Origin of the sequence: Flavobacterium araucananum (assembly GCF_002222055.1) — a bacterium.
GTDB classification, from domain to species: Bacteria; Bacteroidota; Bacteroidia; order Flavobacteriales; family Flavobacteriaceae; genus Flavobacterium; species Flavobacterium araucananum.
The window spans coordinates 1-21659 of the sequence record NZ_MUGS01000062.1; the positions used below are offsets into that span (position 1 = coordinate 1).

Annotated in this window: 14 protein-coding genes; 13 read left to right on the forward strand and 1 reads right to left on the reverse strand. The window is 36.8% G+C overall.

The annotated features are described in order from the left end of the window. Window positions 1-220: 220 nt before the first annotated feature. The 13 genes from B0A64_RS21520 (at window position 221) to B0A64_RS21580 (ending at window position 19542) form a co-directional block, all read left to right on the forward strand. A complete protein-coding gene (locus tag B0A64_RS21520) occupies window positions 221-571 on the forward strand; it encodes a hypothetical protein (RefSeq protein WP_165769860.1) in 351 nt (116 codons plus the stop codon). Between the two features lie 296 nt (window positions 572-867). Next, window positions 868-1563, forward strand: a complete 696-nt coding sequence (locus tag B0A64_RS21525; RefSeq protein ID WP_089481530.1) for an ABC transporter ATP-binding protein — start codon at window positions 868-870, stop codon at window positions 1561-1563. Window positions 1564-1593: 30 nt separating this feature from the next. Beyond that, window positions 1594-3888 (forward strand): TonB-dependent siderophore receptor, encoded by a 2295-nt coding sequence (locus B0A64_RS21530; protein WP_089481531.1) that lies wholly within the window; start codon window positions 1594-1596, stop codon window positions 3886-3888. A 4-nt stretch (window positions 3889-3892) separates the two neighbouring features. Continuing rightward, window positions 3893-5344 carry an ABC transporter permease gene (locus B0A64_RS21535; RefSeq protein ID WP_244285465.1) on the forward strand — a complete coding sequence of 484 codons (1452 nt, stop codon included), beginning with the start codon at window positions 3893-3895 and terminating at the stop codon, window positions 5342-5344. Between the two features lies 1 nt (window position 5345). Continuing rightward, window positions 5346-6698 carry a DUF3526 domain-containing protein gene (locus B0A64_RS21540; RefSeq protein ID WP_089481533.1) on the forward strand — a complete coding sequence of 451 codons (1353 nt, stop codon included), beginning with the start codon at window positions 5346-5348 and terminating at the stop codon, window positions 6696-6698. A 513-nt stretch (window positions 6699-7211) separates the two neighbouring features. Then, window positions 7212-7811 (forward strand): RNA polymerase sigma-70 factor, encoded by a 600-nt coding sequence (locus tag B0A64_RS21545; RefSeq protein ID WP_089481534.1) that lies wholly within the window; start codon window positions 7212-7214, stop codon window positions 7809-7811. 67 nt (window positions 7812-7878) lie between these two features. Continuing rightward, window positions 7879-8988, forward strand: a complete 1110-nt coding sequence (locus B0A64_RS21550) for a FecR family protein (protein ID WP_089481535.1) — start codon at window positions 7879-7881, stop codon at window positions 8986-8988. A gap of 133 nt (window positions 8989-9121) precedes the next feature. Continuing rightward, window positions 9122-12355: a SusC/RagA family TonB-linked outer membrane protein gene (locus tag B0A64_RS21555; protein ID WP_244285466.1), complete on the forward strand. Its 3234-nt coding sequence runs from the start codon at window positions 9122-9124 to the stop codon at window positions 12353-12355. A 4-nt stretch (window positions 12356-12359) separates the two neighbouring features. Further along, entirely contained in the window at window positions 12360-13838 is a 1479-nt protein-coding gene (locus B0A64_RS21560; protein ID WP_244285467.1) for a RagB/SusD family nutrient uptake outer membrane protein, read from the forward strand. Beyond that, complete coding sequence (locus B0A64_RS21565; protein ID WP_089481537.1) at window positions 13825-15318, forward strand: hypothetical protein; 1494 nt, start codon at window positions 13825-13827, stop codon at window positions 15316-15318. Before B0A64_RS21560 ends, B0A64_RS21565 begins: the two co-directional genes overlap by 14 nt. Window positions 15319-15602: 284 nt before the next feature. Then, window positions 15603-16745, forward strand: a complete 1143-nt coding sequence (locus tag B0A64_RS21570) for a cytochrome-c peroxidase (RefSeq protein WP_089481538.1) — start codon at window positions 15603-15605, stop codon at window positions 16743-16745. A gap of 380 nt (window positions 16746-17125) precedes the next feature. Next, window positions 17126-17776, forward strand: coding sequence for a VOC family protein (locus tag B0A64_RS21575; protein ID WP_089481539.1), 651 nt, complete (start codon window positions 17126-17128; stop codon window positions 17774-17776). 194 nt (window positions 17777-17970) lie between these two features. After that, window positions 17971-19542 (forward strand): arylsulfatase, encoded by a 1572-nt coding sequence (locus B0A64_RS21580; RefSeq protein WP_089481540.1) that lies wholly within the window; start codon window positions 17971-17973, stop codon window positions 19540-19542. Window positions 19543-19623: 81 nt separating this feature from the next. On the opposite strand, the gene B0A64_RS21585 is transcribed toward B0A64_RS21580, so the two are convergent. After that, window positions 19624-21618: a heavy metal translocating P-type ATPase gene (locus B0A64_RS21585; protein WP_089481541.1), complete on the reverse strand. Its 1995-nt coding sequence runs from the start codon at window positions 21616-21618 to the stop codon at window positions 19624-19626. Window positions 21619-21659 lie beyond the last annotated feature (41 nt).

The window sequence follows — 21659 nt, forward strand, 5'->3', positions numbered from 1 at the left end:
AAAAAAGCTCCAGCGGAGCGTAATAATGTTTTTCTAACAGCTAAACATCTCACCCTAATGAGAGACTTTTGTGTGCTATTTTAATTAAAATATTTACATTAAAAAATAAAATAATGTTCCATTTTAGTTTATTTCTCCATAAGATATTTATATTTGCAACCAAGTTGCGTTAGTTATAAACTCAGAAAGTCCGCTACATACAAGCATTTCCAAAACAAGAATGAAAAAGAAAATTATCTTAATTAATCTTTTTATGTCTTTGACCGTATTGTTCGCAATGCTGTTTCAGACGGTGCATTCTTACGAGCATGTCTACAGGCAATTGACAGAAAAACAATGTGAGCATCAATATGTTGACGGGCAAAAGCAAATCACGCACCTTCATGCTGTAGATAGCAATTGTCCTGTTTGTCACTTTGCTTTTAGTACTTTTATTCCTAATTCATTTCAGGCTTTATCCTTTTATAAAGTCAGTTTCGAAACTGCTTATGTATTTTATGATACAAAAGTTGCTTCAACCTTTTTTAAAGGCAGTCTTTTTGCCCTTAGAGCACCACCTGTTTTAGTTTAGTTTATTACATTTTATTTTCGAAAAATTAAAGAGAGATCTCTAATGCAACATGCTTCAACAGATTAAACTGTTGGCTATGTCTCTGTTTTGTATCCTGATAAGGCTCAAATAAACCTCTTATTTTTCAAATCCTGATAGATATTCTTCTATCAAAATAGTTGTAAACTATCCCTTCCTCCTACTCAAATTCTAAAGTTGTCACCGCATCAAAGCAGCGACCAATAACTGGCACTGAGACTGAGACTGAGACTGAGATTGAGACTGAAAACTAAAAAAAATCCAAATACATACAAACCATGCTTATAGCTGAAAACCTGACGAAAAAATATGGCGATCATACCGCTTTAAACAAACTGAACTTAACGATTAAAGAAGGCGAAATTTTTGCGCTTTTGGGGCAAAATGGTGCCGGAAAAACGACTACTATAAATCTCTTTTTGGGTTTTATAACTCCTACAGACGGAGAACTCAAAATCAATGGTATCTCTGTGACAGAAAACGATCAGGAAACCAAAAAATATGTAGCCTATATCCCTGAAACGGTCCTGTTATATCCTAATCTTACGGGTTTAGAAAACTTAAAATTCTTCTCGTCTCTTGCCGGATTTAAATACTCTGTTGGCGAATTGACTTACTTCCTGACCAAAGCAGGTTTGCAGGTTGCAGCTCATGACCAGAATCTGGGCGGATATTCGAAAGGAATGCGACAAAAGGTAGGAATTGCTATTGCGATTGCCAAAAAAGCCAAAGTATTGTTATTAGATGAGCCTACAAGTGGTTTGGACCCTAAAGCATCGAATGAATTTTCGCAAATTCTAAAAGAACTTTCTACAGATGGAACAGCAATATTAATGGCGACCCATGATATTTTCAGGGCCAGAGAAGTGGCAACGCACATTGGGATCATGAAACAAGGAAATCTGGTAACGGTAATCGAAGCCAATAAAATCTCGGCAAACGAACTCGAAAATCTGTATTTACAAACCGTATAAAAGGAAATACAAATTTCCATCAGTAGCAAAATGAAACATTTAATTCCCTTTTTATTTTTAATAATTGGTACGCAACACGTACAATCCCAAACCATTGCTAAAAAAAGCAAAGACAGCATTGTTGCCGATTCTGTCAAAATAGCGAAAAACGAATTGCAAACCGTTGAAATCGTGGGTCGCTCCTCAAAAAAATACAATAGCGATTATTCTTTTGCAGCCACCAAAACGGCAGCACTCAACAAAGATATCCCGCAATCTATCTCGACAATTACCAAAGAATTAATAGCTGACAAAGGTGCTTTTTATCTTGCCGATGCCGTAAAAATGGCAAGTGGCGTGATTCCGGCAAGTTATTACAACCAATATACGATTCGTGGCATCAGTCAAAACGAAGAAGGTCAGATTATAAACGGAATGCGAACCCGACAATACTACTTTTTGCAGCCGTTGACCAATAATATCGAACGTGTAGAAGTGATCAAAGGTCCGTCGAGTGCTACATTTTCGTCTGTAGATCCGGGCGGAAGCATCAATTTGGTGACTAAAAAACCGCTGGCAATGGATCGCAAGGAAGTAAGTTTAAGCGTTGGGAGTTTTAGTACTTTTCGCGGAAGTCTGGACTTTACAGGACCTCTAAACGAATCAAAAACACTTTTGTACCGTGTAAACGGTGCCTATCAGGAAGCAAAATCATTTCGGGATCTCGTACGCAATAAATCATTTTTGATCTCTCCGTCGTTCAGTTATATCCCAAATGAAAAAACAGCGATTAATACGGAACTAATTTTAAGCGACATGACCGGAATCCTTGATCGTGGCCAGCCTGTTTTTGGAGCTGTTGCGGGCGTTACGAATTTAAATAAAACCCCAATAAGTTTAAATCTGGGTGCTCCAAGTGATTTTTTTAAATCAAAAGAAATGATTTTTACGACCAGTTTGGCACATAAATTTAGTTCTAAAATTGGTTTTAATGCACAATATATGAAGCAATCCTGGACCGAAAATCTTCAGGAACACAGAACCACCAATGCTTTTGCGGTCGATATGAACAATGCCCCTGTAACGAGTCTGGCGATGATGCAATTTGTGCAGCGCCAACAATATTGGAACATTGATAATTTGAGTACGTATTTTAATTTCGACTTAAAAACCGCAAAACTCAAACATAAAGTATTGGTGGGCTACGATTTAAGCAGCTGGAACAAAACCAAAGGAGGCGGGCAAAACGCAGCAAGAGGTTATTTGCTAAAAGACGGAACTGTAGCGAGTACTTTTGTTCCGGCAAATGCAGCCAATTATCAAACCACCACGGTTGAGGGAGTGGTTTTGCCAAAACCAAATGTAAACTACTTCAATCTCAACAATCCAACCTATACCCTGACCAGTCCGGATGATTATACCCTGAATGTGAGAACCGCATTGCCATCTGCCTTAACGACCACCAATGCCGTTTATATTCAGGATCAGATTCAGTGGGACAAGCTGAGTTTTTTGCTGGGTTTGCGACACGAATGGTTCGAAGATATTACGAATTATAAAGCCAACAATGAATTGACCGTCAAAAAAACCGCTTTATTGCCGCGTGTTGGTCTTACTTATGCCCTAAGCAATGCGATCAACGTTTATACGACATATCTCGAGGGTTATCAGCCCCAATCGAATACTGTGACTTTAATGCCACAAACAGGTTCTTTGCCTGCCGGAAGTTTGTATGATCCGCTAAAAAGTAATTTGAAAGAAGCAGGTCTAAAAGCTACTTTTTTCGACAATTCGATCAGTTTTAATGCTGCTGTTTACGAAATCAATCAGCGCAATATCCTGATGAATGCCAATGATCCTGCCAATCCGGATTTATTGGTAACCAGAGGTGCAGAGAGAAGTCGTGGTTTTGAGTGTGATATAGCGGGTTATATTACTGCTGATTGGCAAATAAATGCTTCATACAGTTATATCGATGCCCAAATTACGAACGATCGTGATGTGTCGTTAATTGGTGCCCGAAAACAAAATACACCAAAAAACAGCGCCAATTTATGGACACGCTACAATTTTAATTCAGATTCTGCCCTGAAAGATCTGGGTGTTGGTTTTGGGATGCAATATCAAAGCAGTAAAGTGCCTTGGTTTACGAGAGCTTTTATGCTTCCTGATTTTACTGTTTTTGATGCCGCTTTATATTACAAACCCAACAAAAGCAATATGCAAATTGCTCTCAATGCAGGCAATTTATTCAATAAAACCTATTGGTTGGGCGCCCAGAATTATTTGCGTTTATTTCCCGGAGCTCCCAGAAATTTTAACCTGACCGTAACCTATAAATTTTAGTTGTATGATGTCCTTACACATAGAAATTTTAATAGCCAAACATCTAAAGAATTCCGTTTTTAAAAATACGGCAGTTTTTATTATCACCCTTTTTATTGGGATTATTTTGCTTTATGCTGCATTAACAGGTTGGGAAAATTATACCGCTCAAAACGAAACCAGCGAAAAATACCAGCATGAATCCAGAGAAGACTGGCTTAAAAATCCGGACAAAAACCCACATCGAATGGCACATTACGGAAATTTTGCTTTTAGAAAAAGTACGCCTTTAAGTGTTTTTGAGTTTGGAATGGAGCCTTTTTTCGGGAATGCTATTTTTCTCGAAGCACACAAACAAAATACTGCCAATTTCTCTGAAGCAGGATTTTCAAACAGTATGCTTCGTTTTGGAGAAATAAGCATTGCAATGGTTTTACAGATTTTATTGCCGTTATTGATCTTTTTTCTGGGATTTAATGCCATCGCTGCCGAAAGAGAAGACGGAACCTTAAAACTACTTTTAAGTCAGGGAATAAGCTGGAAACAACTCTTGAGAGGTAAGATTCTGGGTATTGCAAGTGTTATCATGCTGCTTTTTATTCCAACAATTATAGCGCTTGTTTTGATCTGGTTGCTGCTTCAGGATTTTAGCATTTCGAGCGATGAAACCATAAAAATGCTGTTGTTTGTTCTCTTTCATTTTATCTATCTGCTCTTTTTTTGTGTTATCGCCGTTTTGATTTCTGCTGCGAGCAAAACATCCAAGAAAGCTTTGATTTCGCTCATTGGTATTTGGTTGGTTTTTACGATTATCCTGCCCAGAACTACGCAGGCAATTGGTGCTTACATTTATCAAGCGCCTTCTAAAATTGCGTTTCAGAGCGGGATCGAAAAAGACATTCTCAAACAAGGAGACAGCCATAACCCAAACGATTTGCATTATAAAGCGATCAAAGATTCCCTTTTAAGAGTTTACAAAGTCGATTCAGTACAAAAACTTCCCTTCAATTATTCCGGTTTCATCATGACCGAAGGCGAGAAAATAAGTTCCCGTATCTACAGTCAGCATTTAGAAAAATTGCTTCAGGTTTACGAAAAGCAAAACAGTTTTTCGAAAACAGTCTCTTTTATAAATCCGTACATCGCTATCAAAAATTTGTCGATGGGATTATCCAATACAGATTACGATTCGTATATCGATTTCCAGAAACAAGCCGAAAATTACCGGTATACTATGGCGCAAAAAATGAATGGTTTGCAGGTAAAATACATCTCTAACAAAAAACCAAAACCCAACGATAAACCCTTAACAATTAGCAAACAACATTGGGCAGATGTCGCTGAGTTTCATTATAAACCTAAAGGAATCAGGGATGTATTAAAATCTAAATTCGTCTCTGTAATTTCCGTTTTTTTATGGATCATCCTGTTGTTTATTTTGATACGGATTGCAGCCAAAAACCTTAAAGCCCTTTAATATGTTAGCACTATTATTTAAAAATTTTATACGATCCAAAGGAACCAAAATTGGACTGATTTTCCTTTTATTAATCTGTTTTATAAGCCTTTTAATTGGGCAGCAATTTCAGCAAAAACAACAGAAAAACATCTCTGAAGCCGCACTTTATCAAAAAGAACATATTGCCAGAAATGCTGCGTTTCATCAAGACGAAATAGGGCTTTTACTCTATTACATCAAATTTTCGCTGGTCAATAAAACAGTACCTGTCAACAGTCTGGCAATTGGTCAGAGAGATGTAAATCCGTCGATACAAAGTGTTACGATTCGTGGTTTAGAAGCCCAGAAATACGACTCGGAATTGAATAACCCCAATAATTTATTATCCGGAAATATCGATTTTAGCTTTGTGCTTATTTATCTTTTTCCACTTTTGATTATTGCCTTTTCTTATAATCTGGTTTCGGAAGAAAAAGAAAGCGGAACCTGGAAAATTGTCGCCACTCAAAGCACAAACACTTTTTTATACATCCTGAAATTATTCTATATCCGGATTTTAAGCCTGACAGCACTTTTATCAATCGTACTTTTTTGTGCTGTTTTGTTTCTGAATATCCCACTGGATGAATCTTTTTTTACTTTTTACGGAATAGCAATTCTTTATCTTTTGTTTTGGTTTGCAGTTTGCTTTTTTATCGTTTCCCTGCAAAAGCATTCGAACTTTAATGCTGTAATTTTATTAACGATCTGGTTGTTTCTTATTATCATTTTACCGGCAACAATAAACACTTATATTGTCAATAAATACCCTATTCCGGAGGCTTTAGAGTTAACCGTAAAACAAAGAAATGCATATCACGAAAAATGGGATATGGATAAAAAATTTACTATGGATAAATTCTATAGTCATTATCCGCAATTCAGGCATTACCCTTTGCCCAATACAGAGTTTAGCTGGCTTTGGTATTATGCCATGCAACAAGCGGGTGACGACGATTCTATAAAACAATCTCAGGAACTGGAACAGAAATTAGAGCAGCGAAACGCGACGAGTGCGTTTATAGCACAGTTTATTCCAACTTTGCATGCTCAGATCCAACTCAACGAAATTGCCAAAGCCGACTTAGGAAACCAGCTTTTGTTTTGGAAAGAAACCAAACATTTTCATGAAAAAATGCGTTTGTATTTCTATCCCAAAATCTTTGATAATGCAGCTGTTGCCAAACAAAACTGGTCTAAATTTAAAGTAGAAACCTTTGCAGATCCCACAGAAGTTGACTTTGCAAAAGCATTTTTGCCGTTGCTGCTTTTCAATTTGGTATTGGTAGGTTTAGGCTGGAGAAACTTTAGAATAAGAAAACAGACATTCTAATTTTTTTTAACCTTATAAGTGATATAAGTTCATAACCCGTTGGGTGTAATTAATTTGTCTGTTTGCTCTTGGGTCAAAAGATATATTTAACACATAGTAACATAGTTTTTTTTAGCTAAAAGAATGCAAAAAGAATTACATTTCTTTGACATAGCCAGGCTATGTGCATTTTAAATAAGTGAAAGCCTTTTTTAAAGGTTCAAAAGCTATGTTTCTATGTGTTAAAATTAATTACACTCAATGGGTTAAGTTCATAAAAAAGTAGTGCGTTAAGCTTAAATCACTTATATCTTTTCATTATTTAAAAGTTTAAGCAATGTAGCTTAAATTACTTATATCCCTTATATGGTTTAAAAATTTACTCCTATTCTGACTAATATTATTTGAAACCTTCTTTATTTTAATTTTATTTAGAATTAATATAAATAAACTTTTATATTTGCCGCTTTCTTGGCAAATCTGGGTAGTTTTTTATATTTACCGATATTGCTTTTCCTAAGTAAATTTCGTTTGATGAACAATAATAACAGTTTCGAATTAAATCTTTTTGAATCTTTCAAAGAAGGAGACGAAGCTGCTTTTACTTATTTTTACGACAAATACTTTCGCAGAATCACCTCTTTTAGCGTTCAGTTTATTTATGATCCTGAAGAAGCCGAAAATCTCGCTCAGGAAGCTTTTTTATATTTATGGCAAAACCGGGAAACGGTTGAATCTATAAATGGCATACAATCGTTCTTGTATACGTATGCCAAATCGAAATGCCTGAACATGATTCGCCACAACAAAGTAAAGGACAAATTCAAAAATGAGGTTTTAAACCAAAAAGAAAGAGAACTGGATATCGAAATCTTAAACTCGGTTCAGTTTGATACTTTAGAATTAACCGAATTAGAGCGTTTAATTCAGGAATCTATAAGCGATTTACCACCAAAAACCCGAGAAGTTTTTATAAAAAAACGTTTCGAGAATAAAAAAAATGCAGAAATAGCCGAAGAAATGCAAGTAACCTTAAAAGCTGTCGAAGCCCACATGACAAAGGCTTTGAAGATTTTGAAAACTAAATTATCCGACTATTTGTTCTTAATTTTTATTCTTATTTGTAATAATTAAAAATAAAGGTAGGGTATTTTATTTCTCAAGTGTACTTACTATAACCGGAAGTTTAAAGAACCAAAATATGAGTACCGAAATTATTTATAAATACCTTTCTAACGAAGCTTCAGAACAAGAAGTCCTAATACTTTTTGAATGGATTGCTGCTTCAGACGAAAACAAAAAACAGTTTATTGCTTTAAAGAAAACCTGGGCATTAGCGGCACTTACAACCAATATTTCCAGCGATTCTGTTTCGGTTATTTCGATCAGACCCAAAAAGAAAGCGTATCAGTATCTAAAATATGCAGCTGTATTTTTAGTCTTACTGGGATTAGGAAAACTGGCTTTTGACTGGAGCCAAAAAACAAAATCAGCCTCTAAAGAAATTGTTTTAGAAGGGGCAGATGGTCGTTCAGAATTTATCACCAAAAACAATAAGGGAACATTAGTCCTTAACGAGAATAAAAGTTTGATTGCCCGGAAATTTCCCAATCAAATTATCTATTTCGGAAAAGTTCAGGATCAAAAAGTGGTTTACAATACCCTAAAAGTTCCGTATGGCAAAACATTTAAGCTAATCCTTTCAGACGGAACGGTTGTGAGTTTAAATTCCGGTACGACATTGCGTTATCCGGAACAATTTGGCATCAACGGAAAAAGAAATGTATATCTCACCGGAGAAGCTTTTTTTGAGGTTGCAAAAGACAAACAACATCCGTTTATTGTCAATGCCAATGAGGTTGATATTGAGGTTTTAGGAACAAAATTCAATATTAGTGCTTATCCTGAAAACCCAACGGTTAACAGTACTCTGGTCGAAGGAAGCATTCAAATGTATGAAGTTGTAAACCAGCAAAATCTGGTTTTACTTACCCCAAACCAAATGGCAACCTGGAATAATAATTCTAAAAAAATTACAACAAAAGCAGTAGATCCAAGCTTTTATGCTGCCTGGACAAAAGGGGAACTTGCTTTTAAAGATACCCCGTTTTCTACAATCGCTAAAATAATTCAGCGTACCTACGACGTCGAAATTATCAATGAAAATGCTGTTTTGGCCAAACAGAGTTTTACCGGTACAATTAAAATTAGAGAATCGAGTGTCGAAAACATTTTAGAACTTCTAAAACGGGATACGCCTTTTAGTTATTCTATTAAAGAAAATACGATTACCATTACCAATCTTCCATAACTATATAAACATGACTTTTACGATAGCCAATTTAAGGAAAATTCTATTTTTCCTAGCCCTGTTCATATCTGGTTTTAAGGGTTTTTCTCAGAATAAAGGGATTACTTTACAGCTAAAAAGCAAACCTATAAGCTTGATTATTAAATCGATTGAAGAACAAAGCGATTTTAGAATCATTTATAATGCCCGAAAAATTAATGCCGATCAGTTGGCGGATATAAATGTTGTTAATGCAAGTTTAGAAACTACATTAACACAATTATTTTCAGGTAAAAATATTGACTTTTATATCCAAAACAAACAGGTTTTATTAACGAACTCTGCTCCTGCTTCGACCGCTACTGTAACCACTCCCGAAAAAGAACGATTGATAAGCGGAACGGTTTATAGTGTGAAGGAAAAACTACCGCTTGCCGGCGCAACAATTCGCATAAAAGGTACCGGAATGGGTGCTATAACAGACTTTAAAGGAAAATTTGTTTATGCTTTAAAAGGAAATAATATTAATAATACGATCCTTGAAGTTGGCTTTTTGGGCATGCAACCACAAACGATTAAAGCCGATAATAAAAAGGAATTTACGTTTTATCTTGACGAATTTACAGATGAACTAAGTCAGGTGATTATTACATCGTCTTACGGAACCAAAAAACTAAAAGAGGAAATTGTAGGGAGTATTTCGACTCTGAATGCTAAGGATATAGCGGTACAACAAGCATCTGAAAGTATCGATAAAATGGTCGAAGGGCAAATTGCAGGAGTTTTGGTCGAAAATGTTTCGGGAGTTGGCGGTCCGGTTAAGATCAACATTCGCGGGCAGGGAACCCTAAAATCATTGTCGAATTCTTTTCTGGGTACATCGACACAACCGTTAATCATTGTCGATGGCGTTATCATGAGCGAACAAGCCGGTATTGACAGCGAATATTTTGACGGAGGGCGATTAGCCGAAGGTTTATCGAATCCTCTGGCAATGATCTCACCGGATAATATCGAAGATTTTACAGTGCTAAAAGATGCCGCAGCTGTTGGTATTTATGGTGCTGACGGTGCAAACGGAGTCATTTTGATTACGACTAAAAAGGGAAAAGCAGGAAAAACTAAATTCGGATTTTCAAACCAACTTGGAGTTTCATCTGCCGTAAATCAAATTAAATATTTGAATGGTGCACAATATACTGAATTGAGAAATGATTACCTGAAGAATACTTCTACGGGATATGTTCCGGTTCCCTACAACGGAATCGACACCAATTGGTTCGATTTATTAAACAAAACAGGAATCTACAACAAATATAATTTTAGTGTTTCCGGAGGTGTTTCCAATTTTTCGTATCGCAGTACCTTAACCTATTTAAGCATCGACGAACCCCAATTGGGCAATACTACAAAACAACTTAACGGAGGATTAAATCTAGGATACCACCACTCAAAATGGGATGTTAATGTATCGTTGAACCCCAGTTATATCAAAAAAGATGCACCTAATATTTATTATGACTTTGCTTATTTGCCTACCCTGTCTCCTTATAATCCGGACGGTACTTATTCGACTCTTGGCGTGTCAGGCGGTAATACAGGAGGAAACCCCTTGGCGGCAATCGGGCAAAACAAGAATGAAACAGAGAGTCGCGGGATTTTAGGAAGTTTGAATCTAGGGTATGAACTGAATAAAAATATAAAATTTGGAACCTTGTTTGGTATCGATTATCTGGATAAAGCGCAGGATCGTTACTTTTCGGGAGAAAACGAAAGCGGACAAAATAATGGTACATTTCTCTTAAATGAAAAAACATATCCAAACTGGGGAAGACGCCTGATACATAACCGAAATTCTACCAAATGGAACTGGCAGGGACAAATGTTGTTTAACAAAAACATCAACCCAAACAATACTATAGACGGTGTTGCAGGTTTTGAACTTTCGGAAGAAAAAATCAATTTTGATTATGCATCAGCATCCGGTTTTGTAAACCCAAATGTCATTAATAAAATTGAAGATGCGATACAGGACGACAATCTTTTGACACCTTTGATCAACGAAACCAGAACCAGACAAGTAAGAGGTTCCGAGATTAGCAATAATTCGAGAGTGTCCTTATTCTCTCAGATCAATTACAATTATAAAAAGAAATACTATGTTTTGGCCAATTTTAGACGTGACGAAAGTTCTGTTTTTGGCGATGATACAAATGTGGCTTACAACAGTGGTGCAGGTTTAGCCTGGATTACGAGCAACGAAAATTTCCTGAAATCAAATTCCTGGATCGATCTCTTAAAGTTTAAAATCAGTTACGGTTCAACCGGTAATTCACGTATAGGTTCGTACCGATCCAAGGGGTTGTATACGGTTTCTCAAAACGGATATAATGGCGATACGAGTGCCACTTCGAGCGTTTCTCCTAACGGAAATTTAAGCTGGGAGAAAAATGTAAAATTCAATACCGGAATCGATTTTAATGTTTTCAATACGGTCGAACTTTCGTTAGAATACTATTACGACAGTTTATCTGATTTGATTGCTGCGCGCGACATTCCAACAGAAACAGGATATAGTTCTGTACAATTGAACGCTGCCGATATGTACAATAAAGGTTTTGAGTTTACGACCAGAATCAAATGGTTTAAAAAAGGAAAGTTCAAATGGACTTCGTCTTTCAATATCTCAACAGTCGAAAATAAAGTAACTGATCTGGTTGGTTTAGGCAGTGATTATTCGTTGTCTAATATTGCTCTGGAACAAAAAATTGGGTACAGTACCACCACTATCTGGGGCTTAAACTGGGTTGGTGTTGATCCGGCAACCGGAAGGGATTTAATTAAGAAAAATGGTCAGATTTATGACGCAGCCACTTACAACAGATTATTTACCAATGCCGATTGGGAACCTATTGGCGATTCGCAACCTAAAGCTTTTGGTGGTTTTAGCAATAAATTTACGCTAAACAACATTACTTTATCGATAACAGGTGCTTTTCAATGGGGCGGTGACAAACTAGTTTCAGATCAGATTATCTCAAAATACAGTACAACATCAAACCGAAACATGTCTGTAAATGCTTATGATTACTGGAGAAATCAGGGAGACATTGTTACACAACCTACACCTAGCAATAATACTTTGTTAGCGAATATGAGTAAATATGTTTATGATGCGACTTATATCAAAATCAACAATATAAACCTGAGTTATAATGTTCCTCTCAAAAATACTTTTCTGGATACTTTGACTGTTTTTGCAGATGTTTCGAATGCTTTGTATTGGTACAAAGAAAAAAGTCCGTCAGGAATGAATGGCATCAGAGAATTTAATTACACTTATCCGCAAGCAAGAACAATTTCGTGCGGAATTAATACTAAATTTTAAAAAGATGAAATATTTTAAATATAGAACCGGATTGCAATTCACGCTCCTTATGGTCTCGCTTTTTTTATGGCAAGGGTGTAGTGATTTTTTAGAACAAGAACCGGGTACACAAGTTTCTATTACAGAACAGCTGGATAGTAAAGCCGGTGTATTGCAAGCCTTAAACGGTATGTATCGTGGTGTTGAGTCTAATTTGCGTGCCGGAGTGTTTCCTGTTTATGCAGATGTACAAGGCGGAAATTTAAAATTTACCCCATCTGTTGCTTCCAGTACATCAGGATTAATTACGATCCCGTCGCCTATAGTAAACCTCTACTCTTTTGACGATCAATCTGATGCTTCAAATTTTTCGACCTTTTACAGCAGCAGTTACAGCATTATCAATCAGTGCAATTTGATTTTAGAATTTACAGATGCTTTACCCGATGCAACAGCTGCCGAAAAAAGTCAGATAAAAGCACAGGCATTGACTGTTAGGGCTTATGCTCATTTTTTATTAAGCGAAGTATACGCCCAAAACTACGGGTATACAGAAGATGCCTCGCATTTGGGAATTATTTACAATACGGCCTCATTGGTCAAAGGTCTTACCTATCCTGCCAGAGAAACTGTCGCCAATACCTATACTCTAATAATCAATGACATTACAACTGCCGTAAGCCTGTATTCTGATACTGTACTTTTGACCGGACCGTCTTATTCTTATTTTAATAAAAATAGCGCAAAAGCATTATTAGCCCGGGTTTATTTGTCTAAAAAAGACTGGAAAAATGCATACGAAACAGCCAATGATGTTATTTTAAATTCAGGCGTTACCCTTGTAAATTCAGCCAATTATGTTGCACAATGGGAACAACCTGATCTTCCGGTTTCTGAAATTTTATTAGAATTTTCGATTCCTAAAACTACAGACGGAACTGTAAGCGGGTCAATGTCTGTACCGTTTGGATATACTTCTAAAACCGTTTACGGAACTTATGTAGCATCGCAGGATCTGATAGACCTGTATGAAACGACAGATATCAGAAAACAATTATTTCTCGAAAAACCACTAGCTACTTTAGTAAACCTGCAACCGGCAGACCGCAATTACAGTTTTACCAAAAAATTTCAGGGAAATCCCGGATATGTTGCTTTCAGATTAAGCGAGCAATACTTAATTCGTGCCGAAGCCGCCTTGAAACTAAACAATCCGGATCAGGCAAAAACAGATATTAATACAATCAGAGCCAGAGCCAATGCAACTTTGCTAACCAATAACAACAACCTTGAAGAAGCTTTGTTTCTGGAAAGAAGAAAAGAGTTGTGTTTTGAGGGGCATTTACTTTTTGACATCGCCAGAAACAAAAAAAATATTTCGCGCAATGACGGCTGTATCTCCCTTACTTGTTCACTTACTTATCCGTCGCCTAAGTATGTTTTACCAATACCACGTTACAATCTTAATCTTAATCCAAACTTAAAACAAAATGAATCGTACTAAATTTATATCCGTATTAAGTCTCGTTATAACCTTATTTGCCTCTTGTTCTAAAGATGATTACAGATTAGATTCTAAAAATACAACGCCTTATATCAGGTTCAATTTTCTGGCAAACTCTGCTGGTGTTCCGCTTGAATACCCTGCTGTAAGTACCACAATAATTCCGGCAATCACGTATGATAATAAATCGATCAAAAAATTAAAAGTTCCTGTAACCTTGAGTTCTGCAACACTAAAATCGTCTGTTACGGCCCATTTTAGTGCCGTAACATCCGGAGATATCACGAGTTTTAGCGTAGAACCTGTAAACCAATTGTTGTTTGAAGGCAATAAACTTACCGATACCATTTATCTTTCTTTTGATAAAAGATGGAAAGACAAACAGACTATTACGCTAAAATTAGAGCATGTTTCAGATCCTGAAATCCATATTGGCAATCTCAATTCGTCCTCCTTAAACGATAGTTTTACCATAAATCTGGCAGAAATAAGTACCACCTATACCCTTCCTGAAAAACAAATTAATATAAAAGGAGCAGTGGGCGAAAAAGTAGATTTTAAAGTAAATTTTCCTAACGGATTTATTCCGTCAGAAATTGATAATCTTTCTATTTTTAAATTTACAAATGGTTTTGAATATGCACTAACACACGATGATTTTGGCGATAACCGAAGCTCCATAACCTATCATTTAACACTTCTGGAAGATATCCAGAACGACGATGTGCGCTTTGAATCTAAGATTACCTTAGTCAACGCTACCAACTATATTGCGACTGGCAATACTGGTTTGCAAATTGTAAAACCAATAAAATCACCTCGTGATATTCAGGCTAATCCCGCTTCTAAATTCTACGATTTATCGAATAAATTTTATCTTACCTACGGCGAAAACTGGTTTGATAAAAGCGGTACTTGCGCCTGGCAGGCTTACAATGCTTTTACGTTTCCGGTAGTGGTAACAAAAGATGCCGAAAACGCAATATTGTATAGCGATAACGGCACAACAAACCCCAATGATGATATTTATCACGATGCTTTTAAAATAGGATTTAATGTCGTTACAGGAACGTCTACCACAAACTCTTTTAACTTAAAAAGATGGTTTACCAACGAAAATGTAAATGCAGCAAATTCTCCGGGATTTAATATTACCTCAGCACTTGAATTTTTTCCGGAAAACGGAAACAGTAAAACTAACGGAAGCGTACTTGTAAATCCGCAGTCGATTACAATTGCCCCAACAGGCAAAGGCGCTGACGGAAAAGATAAACCGGGATATGTTATAGACATTTCTGGAGAAGGAACTTATAAAGAAATAAGCGCAGGTTTATTCGAAATTTCGTTTGAATTGAAACTTACCAACGAGCAACTTTTTGGAGGAACCGTTTCCTGCCAATACAGAATGTACAACAATAAAACCTATCCAAAGTTATCGCCTTTGACGGAATCGTGCCCTAAAGAAGTTACATTGCCTTAGGTTGCAGTTCTTAATGGAAGTTTTCAGTCGCAGTCGCAGTTCTTAATGGAAGTTTTCAGTCGCAGTCGCAGATTTCAGTCGCAGATTGCGGTAAAAACAGGAACCAAAACTTTGACAAACTTTTAAAACCAAGATCGAAACTGAGACTGAGACCGAGACTGAAAACTGAGACTGAAAACCGAGACTGTAAACCGAGACTGAAAACCGAGACTGAGACCGAGACTGAAAACTGAGACTGTAAACCGAGACTAAGACCGAAAACCGACATTCAAAAAAATATAAAATTGAAAAAACTACTAATCCCTCTCCTGTTCTTACTAAGCTTAACGGCTTACAAAAGCATCGAACAACCTGATTATATCGACATTCAGGAATTAAGAAAACTGTATTCGAGCGGCGATCCATCGTCCTGGCCCGAACCAGAATTAGATAAAAGTATAGACAAAAAAGCATTCCGGGATATCGGGGTGCTTTCTGCTGTTCCGTACCCGGAGTACAATCCATATTCGAAAGAAAAAGAAAGTTTGGGTAAACTATTATTTTTTGATCCCAGATTATCCACAAGCGGGCAAATTGCGTGTGCTTCATGCCATAATCCTGAATTGGGCTGGACAGATAATTTAACCCGTTCTTTTGGTCATGATCGCCAAACGGGCAAACGTAATTCAATGACGATTTTAAACTCGGCTTATGCCAAAACTTTATTTTGGGACGGTCGCGCTTCAAGTCTCGAAGATCAGGCAAAATTCCCGATTGGAGATCCGCTGGAAATGAATGAAAAGTTGACCATTGCTGTTGATAAAATTGCAAAAATTAAAGGCTATAATACACTTTTTGAAGCTGCTTTTGGAGACAAAAAAGTATCGCTGCAACGCATACAATATGCAATTGCTACTTTCGAAAGATCGATTAACAGCCCTAAAAGCAAATTTGATCAGTTTGTAAGCGGCAAATCTGATGCTTATACAGATTCGCAGGTAAAAGGTTTGCATTTGTTCCGGACCAAAGCACAATGCATCAATTGCCACAATACACCTTATTTTAGCGATAATGAGTTTCATAACGACGGGCAAACTTTATTTGGAACTAAAAACGAAGATTTTGGGCGTTATAATGTCACCAAAGATGTAAAAGATATCGGTAAATTCAGAACGCCTACACTGCGCGAAGTGGTCAATACAAAACCCTGGATGCATCACGGGCATTTTCCGTCCTTGCTGGATGTGGTCGAATTGTATAATGGAGGGAACCCCTCTCCGGTCCAGAAAAAATACCTGGGAACGGCAAGAGATTCATTGATTCCAAAAATAGATCCTATGCTTAAAAAATTAGATTTAAACAAAGACGAAATCAGCGATTTATTGGCCTTTATTGAAACGCTGAGTACGCCAACACGAAGAATTATGATACCTGCACTACCAAAATAAAACAGGCTCATTTTGTAAAATCATGTGAATTATCCCCAAGATTCACAGCTTTAAAAGTCTATTTCATTGATTTGAAATGGGCTTTTTTTATTTTAAACATCTAGAAACATAGTACAAATAAAATGTAGAAGATGTTTCGCTACAAATAAATCTCATAGCACTATGTAAAAAACGTGATTTTCTAACAATATCTAAATTGTAGTTTCAAATCTATGTCTCTATGTATTTAAAAAAATTACGTGTTATAATAATAGAAATTCTTATCATAATTTACTATTCATTCATTGAAGTATAAAATAGCTTCTCTATTATAATCTTTGAATCGTTTTTTAAATTTGTTTGAAACGAAAAAATTCTTTTATTCTTAAAAAAATACCATTATGAAATTAGAACACATCCAGATTCAGACCAATAACATTCAGGAAACTGCAACATTTTATACCCAAATATTAAACCTTTCTATAATCGAAAAAGAAACAGAATCGATTAGCATACAAGCCGGAAATTCTATTTTGAAATTTGTCGAAAATCCTGAATTTAATTCTGTCTATCATTTTGCTTTCAACATTCCGGAGAACAAACTCGAAGACGCTATTCGATGGTGTAAAGACAAAGTAGATTTAATTCTAATAGAAGATCAAAATGTGATTACCCGTTTTGAAAACTGGAATGCCAATGCTGTTTATTTTTATGACAACAATGGCAATTTATTGGAGTTTATTGCCAGACATGATCTTGACAATGCCCAGACCGAAAAATTTAGTTCTAATGCTATTTTGAATATCAGCGAGATTGGGATCGTAAACGAAAAACCATTGGAATTAGGAAATCAATTGATTGCAAAACACGGATTAGAATTGTTTGCTAAAAATGATAACAGCGAATTGTTTGCTGCTCTTGGAGATGACGAAGGTTTATTGATACTGGTAAAACCGGGTCGAAATTGGTATCCAACCCAAACTCCATCAGAAAGTAATGCAACCACTATTCGAATAGAGAATAAAAATAATCGCATTGAATTGTCTTTTTAAGAGTTCGAAAAAAACAACTGTAATTTCAGGCCTGATTCTAACAAATCAGGCTTTTTTTATGTTTCATTTTATAAAATGCAACATAAAAAACTATAAATCAATTCTTTAAAACAAATAACTTTACAAATCAAATTCGTTACGCTTTTTAATTTATCCCTTTTTAGCCCAATTCAATCATTTTAAACACATTTCCCATGAATTTATCAAAAAGATTACAACGGAATGAAATAACGATGAAGTTTGTGTTACTTATTTTATTGTTATTCGGATTTTTAACAACTGGTATCGCCCAAAACAACAAATCAAAGCCTAATATTCTAATCATTTTTGGAGATGATGTTGGCGTTACCAATGTAAGCGCTTATAGCCGCGGATTAATGGGTTTTACGACACCCAATATTGATAAAATAGGTAATGAAGGTGCTGTTTTTGTTCAATACTATGCACAGCAAAGTTGTACTGCCGGTCGTGCTGCCCTTATTACAGGACAATCTCCTTATCGTACCGGACTGACAAAAGTAGGTTTGCCGGGATCCCCGGTTGGTTTACAAAAAGAAGATCCAACTATTGCAGAGTTCTTAAAACCTCTGGGATATGTATGTGGCCAGTTTGGTAAAAACCATCTTGGCGATCAGGACAAATATTTGCCTACCGCACATGGATTTGATGAGTTTTTTGGCAATCTGTATCACTTAAATGCTGAAGAAGAGCCTGAAAATCCGGATTATCCAAAAGGCGAAGAATTTAAAAAAGCATTTGGTCCACGTGGTGTTCTAAAAGTAACTGCGGGTGGAAAAATCGAAGATACGGGACCATTGACCAAAAAAAGAATGGAAACGGTAGACGAAGAATTTTTGGCAGCTGCCAAAGATTTTATTACAAAATCAGCCAAAGCAGGAAAACCTTCTTTTACCTGGTTTAACAGTACGAGAATGCATGTTTTTACTCATTTAAAACCATCATCTTTAGGAAAAACAGGTCTGGGAACTCAAGCAGACGGAATGGTGGAACATGATGCAATGGTAGGAGAACTTTTAAAACTTTTAGACGATCTTAAAATTGCTGATAATACCATCGTAATCTGGTCTACAGATAATGGTGCGATGAAAAACCAATGGCCAGACGGAGGATCTTCGCCGTTTCGTTCAGAAAAAGATACCAACTGGGAGGGTGCTTATCGTGCTCCCGCTGTTATTCGCTGGCCCGGAGTTATTAAACCCGGAAGTAATTTGACCGGATTATTTTCGGCAGAAGACTGGTTGCCTACTTTGGTCGCTGCCGCCGGTGGTGATCAAAACCTGGTCGCAAGTGCACAAAATGGCGTTCAGGAAGGCAGTAAAAATTTTAAAGTACATCTGGACGGATACAATCAATTATCGTATCTAAAAGGTCAAAGCGGAAGTAATCGCCATGATTTTATTTATTTTGATGATGACGGAAACCTTGTTGCCTATCGTGATGACCGTTTTAAATATACTTTTGCGGCTCAATATGCAAAAGGAATGGAAATATGGCGTGATCCAATGGTCAAACTAAGAGGTCCGTTTATAATCGATTTATTAGCAGATCCATTCGAATATGCAGTAGATGGTTCTATTGGATATGAAAAATGGATGATAGACCGCGCCTTTTTGATTTTACCGGCAGTATCAAAAGTTGCCGCATATCTGGAAACCTATCGCAAATTTCCGCCACGTCAGGCGCCGGCATCATTCTCGATAGATGAAGTAATTGCCAAATTGCCAAAACCGCAGATCGAAAGATAATATCTTATAAAACAGAAACCCCGAAAATTATTTTCGGGGTTTTCTTTTTTATATGGTTCGTCTTTAAGAATGTGCTTATAATTAAAACTTCATTTTCTGGATTCTCACAGCATTTAATATCGCTAATAACGCGACACCAACATCGGCAAAAACAGCTTCCCACATTGTGGCAAGTCCGCCGGCACCAAGAATCAGTACAAAAGCTTTTACAACAAAAGCCAAAGTGATATTTTGCCACACGATTTTTTTGGTTTGTTTCCCTATATTGATTGCCATGGCAATTTTACTGGGTTTATCGTCCTGAATCACGATATCGGCAGTTTCTATTGTGGCATCGCTGCCTAAACCTCCCATAGCAATCCCCACTGTACTTAACGCAATCACGGGTGCATCATTTACACCATCGCCCACAAAAGCTACGGTTTCGTTCCTGGCTTTAATCTCGTTGAGTTTTGCTACTTTGCCTTCTGGAAGTAAATCTCCATAAGCATTGGTGATCCCCAACTTATCAGCCACAAATTGTACTACATTGCTTTTATCACCACTTAACATCGTAACTTTTACGCCTAATGCTTGGAGCCTGGTCACCGCTTCCTGCGCATCGGCTTTGATCTCATCGGCAATGGTTAGATATCCTGCAAACTTATTATCGTAGGCGATCGCAATGGTTGTATAAACAACTTCATTGGGATCTATATCATATTTTATATTGAATTTATCCATCAACTTAAAGTTCCCAACATGCAATTGTTTTCCGTTTATCTCGGCTTTTAAGCCATGTCCTGAAATTTCTTCTACGTTTTTTAATTCAACCGATGCATCTATTTGCCCCACATGATTATGAATTGCCGTTGCCACCGGATGTGTACTCTGACTTTCGAGAACATTAACCAATTTTAGAATCTCTGCTTTATCAAAATTATCCAAAATGATAACTTCCTGAACTTTAAAAACGCCTTCGGTCATGGTTCCGGTTTTGTCCATCACCACATTCTCAATCGTCGAGATACTATCCAGAAAGTTACTTCCTTTAAATAAGATTCCGTTTTTACTCGCCGCGCCAATTCCGCCAAAATATCCTAACGGAATACTAATAACCAATGCACAAGGACATGAAATTACCAGGAATACCAAAGCTCTGTACAACCATTGACTAAAAACATAATGGTCTACAAAAAGCATGGGCAACAAACAAATCGCAATGGCCAGATAAACGACGATTGGGGTATAAATCTTGGCAAATTTTCGAATAAACAATTCGGCAGGTGCTTTTTTAGTCGTGGCGTTTTGTACCATTTCCAGAATCTTAGACAACTTACTGTCTTTGTATGCCGTAGTAACTTTTACTAATGCAATCGTATTGCCATTGATCATTCCTGCCAATACCGTTTCGCCTTTTACTCTGGTATCAGGTTTACTTTCTCCGGTAAGTGCCGCGGTATTAAACGAAGCGGTATCTGATAACAATTCGCCATCTAAACCTAATTTTTCTCCCGCTTTAAGCTGAATTATCGATCCTATAGCTACATTTGCCGCTTTGACTTTGGTCGCAACATTATTTTCTAAAACGCTGACTTCATCAGGGCGTTGATCCAGTAAACTTTTAATATTCGATTTGGCACGACTAACCGCCAGTCCCTGAAAATTTTCGCCAATGGTATAAAATAACATTACTGCAACGCCTTCCGGGAATTCTCCTATTGCAAAAGCGCCAATTGTGGCAATACACATCAGGAAAAACTCTGAAAAAACATCTCCTTTTATAATGCTTTCATAAGCTTCTTTCAAAACCGGCAAACCAACAGGTAAATAAGCCACAATGTACCAGCCAATTCTAACATAACCCGTAAACCAGGCTTGCTTAAAATAGTTGTCTAAACCAATCCCTATAAGCAACAAAACAAACGATATTATTGCCGGTATGAACATTTTAAACAATCCGCCCTCGGCATTGTGCTCATGATCGTGATCGTGTCCGTCGTCGTCAGAATGATTGTGCTCCTGATGTGCAGAACAGCATCCGGATTGGTTTACTTTCTTTTTTATTACTTTTTCTTCTATAGGTGTATGTTCCATAAAATGCGTGTCAAGTTTTATTTATTTGAAGCCTAAAGTTC

Coding starts and splice junctions, on each gene's coding strand:
- B0A64_RS21580 (WP_089481540.1), top strand. CDS start 17,971: ATGAATTTATCAAAAAGATTACAACGGAATGAAATAACGATGAAGTTT.
- B0A64_RS21550 (WP_089481535.1), top strand. CDS start 7,879: ATGAGTACCGAAATTATTTATAAATACCTTTCTAACGAAGCTTCAGAA.
- B0A64_RS21585 (WP_089481541.1), bottom strand. CDS start 21,618: ATGGAACATACACCTATAGAAGAAAAAGTAATAAAAAAGAAAGTAAAC.
- B0A64_RS21560 (WP_244285467.1), top strand. CDS start 12,360: ATGAAATATTTTAAATATAGAACCGGATTGCAATTCACGCTCCTTATG.
- B0A64_RS21520 (WP_165769860.1), top strand. CDS start 221: ATGAAAAAGAAAATTATCTTAATTAATCTTTTTATGTCTTTGACCGTA.
- B0A64_RS21525 (WP_089481530.1), top strand. CDS start 868: ATGCTTATAGCTGAAAACCTGACGAAAAAATATGGCGATCATACCGCT.
- B0A64_RS21540 (WP_089481533.1), top strand. CDS start 5,346: ATGTTAGCACTATTATTTAAAAATTTTATACGATCCAAAGGAACCAAA.
- B0A64_RS21545 (WP_089481534.1), top strand. CDS start 7,212: ATGAACAATAATAACAGTTTCGAATTAAATCTTTTTGAATCTTTCAAA.
- B0A64_RS21530 (WP_089481531.1), top strand. CDS start 1,594: ATGAAACATTTAATTCCCTTTTTATTTTTAATAATTGGTACGCAACAC.
- B0A64_RS21575 (WP_089481539.1), top strand. CDS start 17,126: ATGAAATTAGAACACATCCAGATTCAGACCAATAACATTCAGGAAACT.
- B0A64_RS21535 (WP_244285465.1), top strand. CDS start 3,893: ATGATGTCCTTACACATAGAAATTTTAATAGCCAAACATCTAAAGAAT.
- B0A64_RS21565 (WP_089481537.1), top strand. CDS start 13,825: ATGAATCGTACTAAATTTATATCCGTATTAAGTCTCGTTATAACCTTA.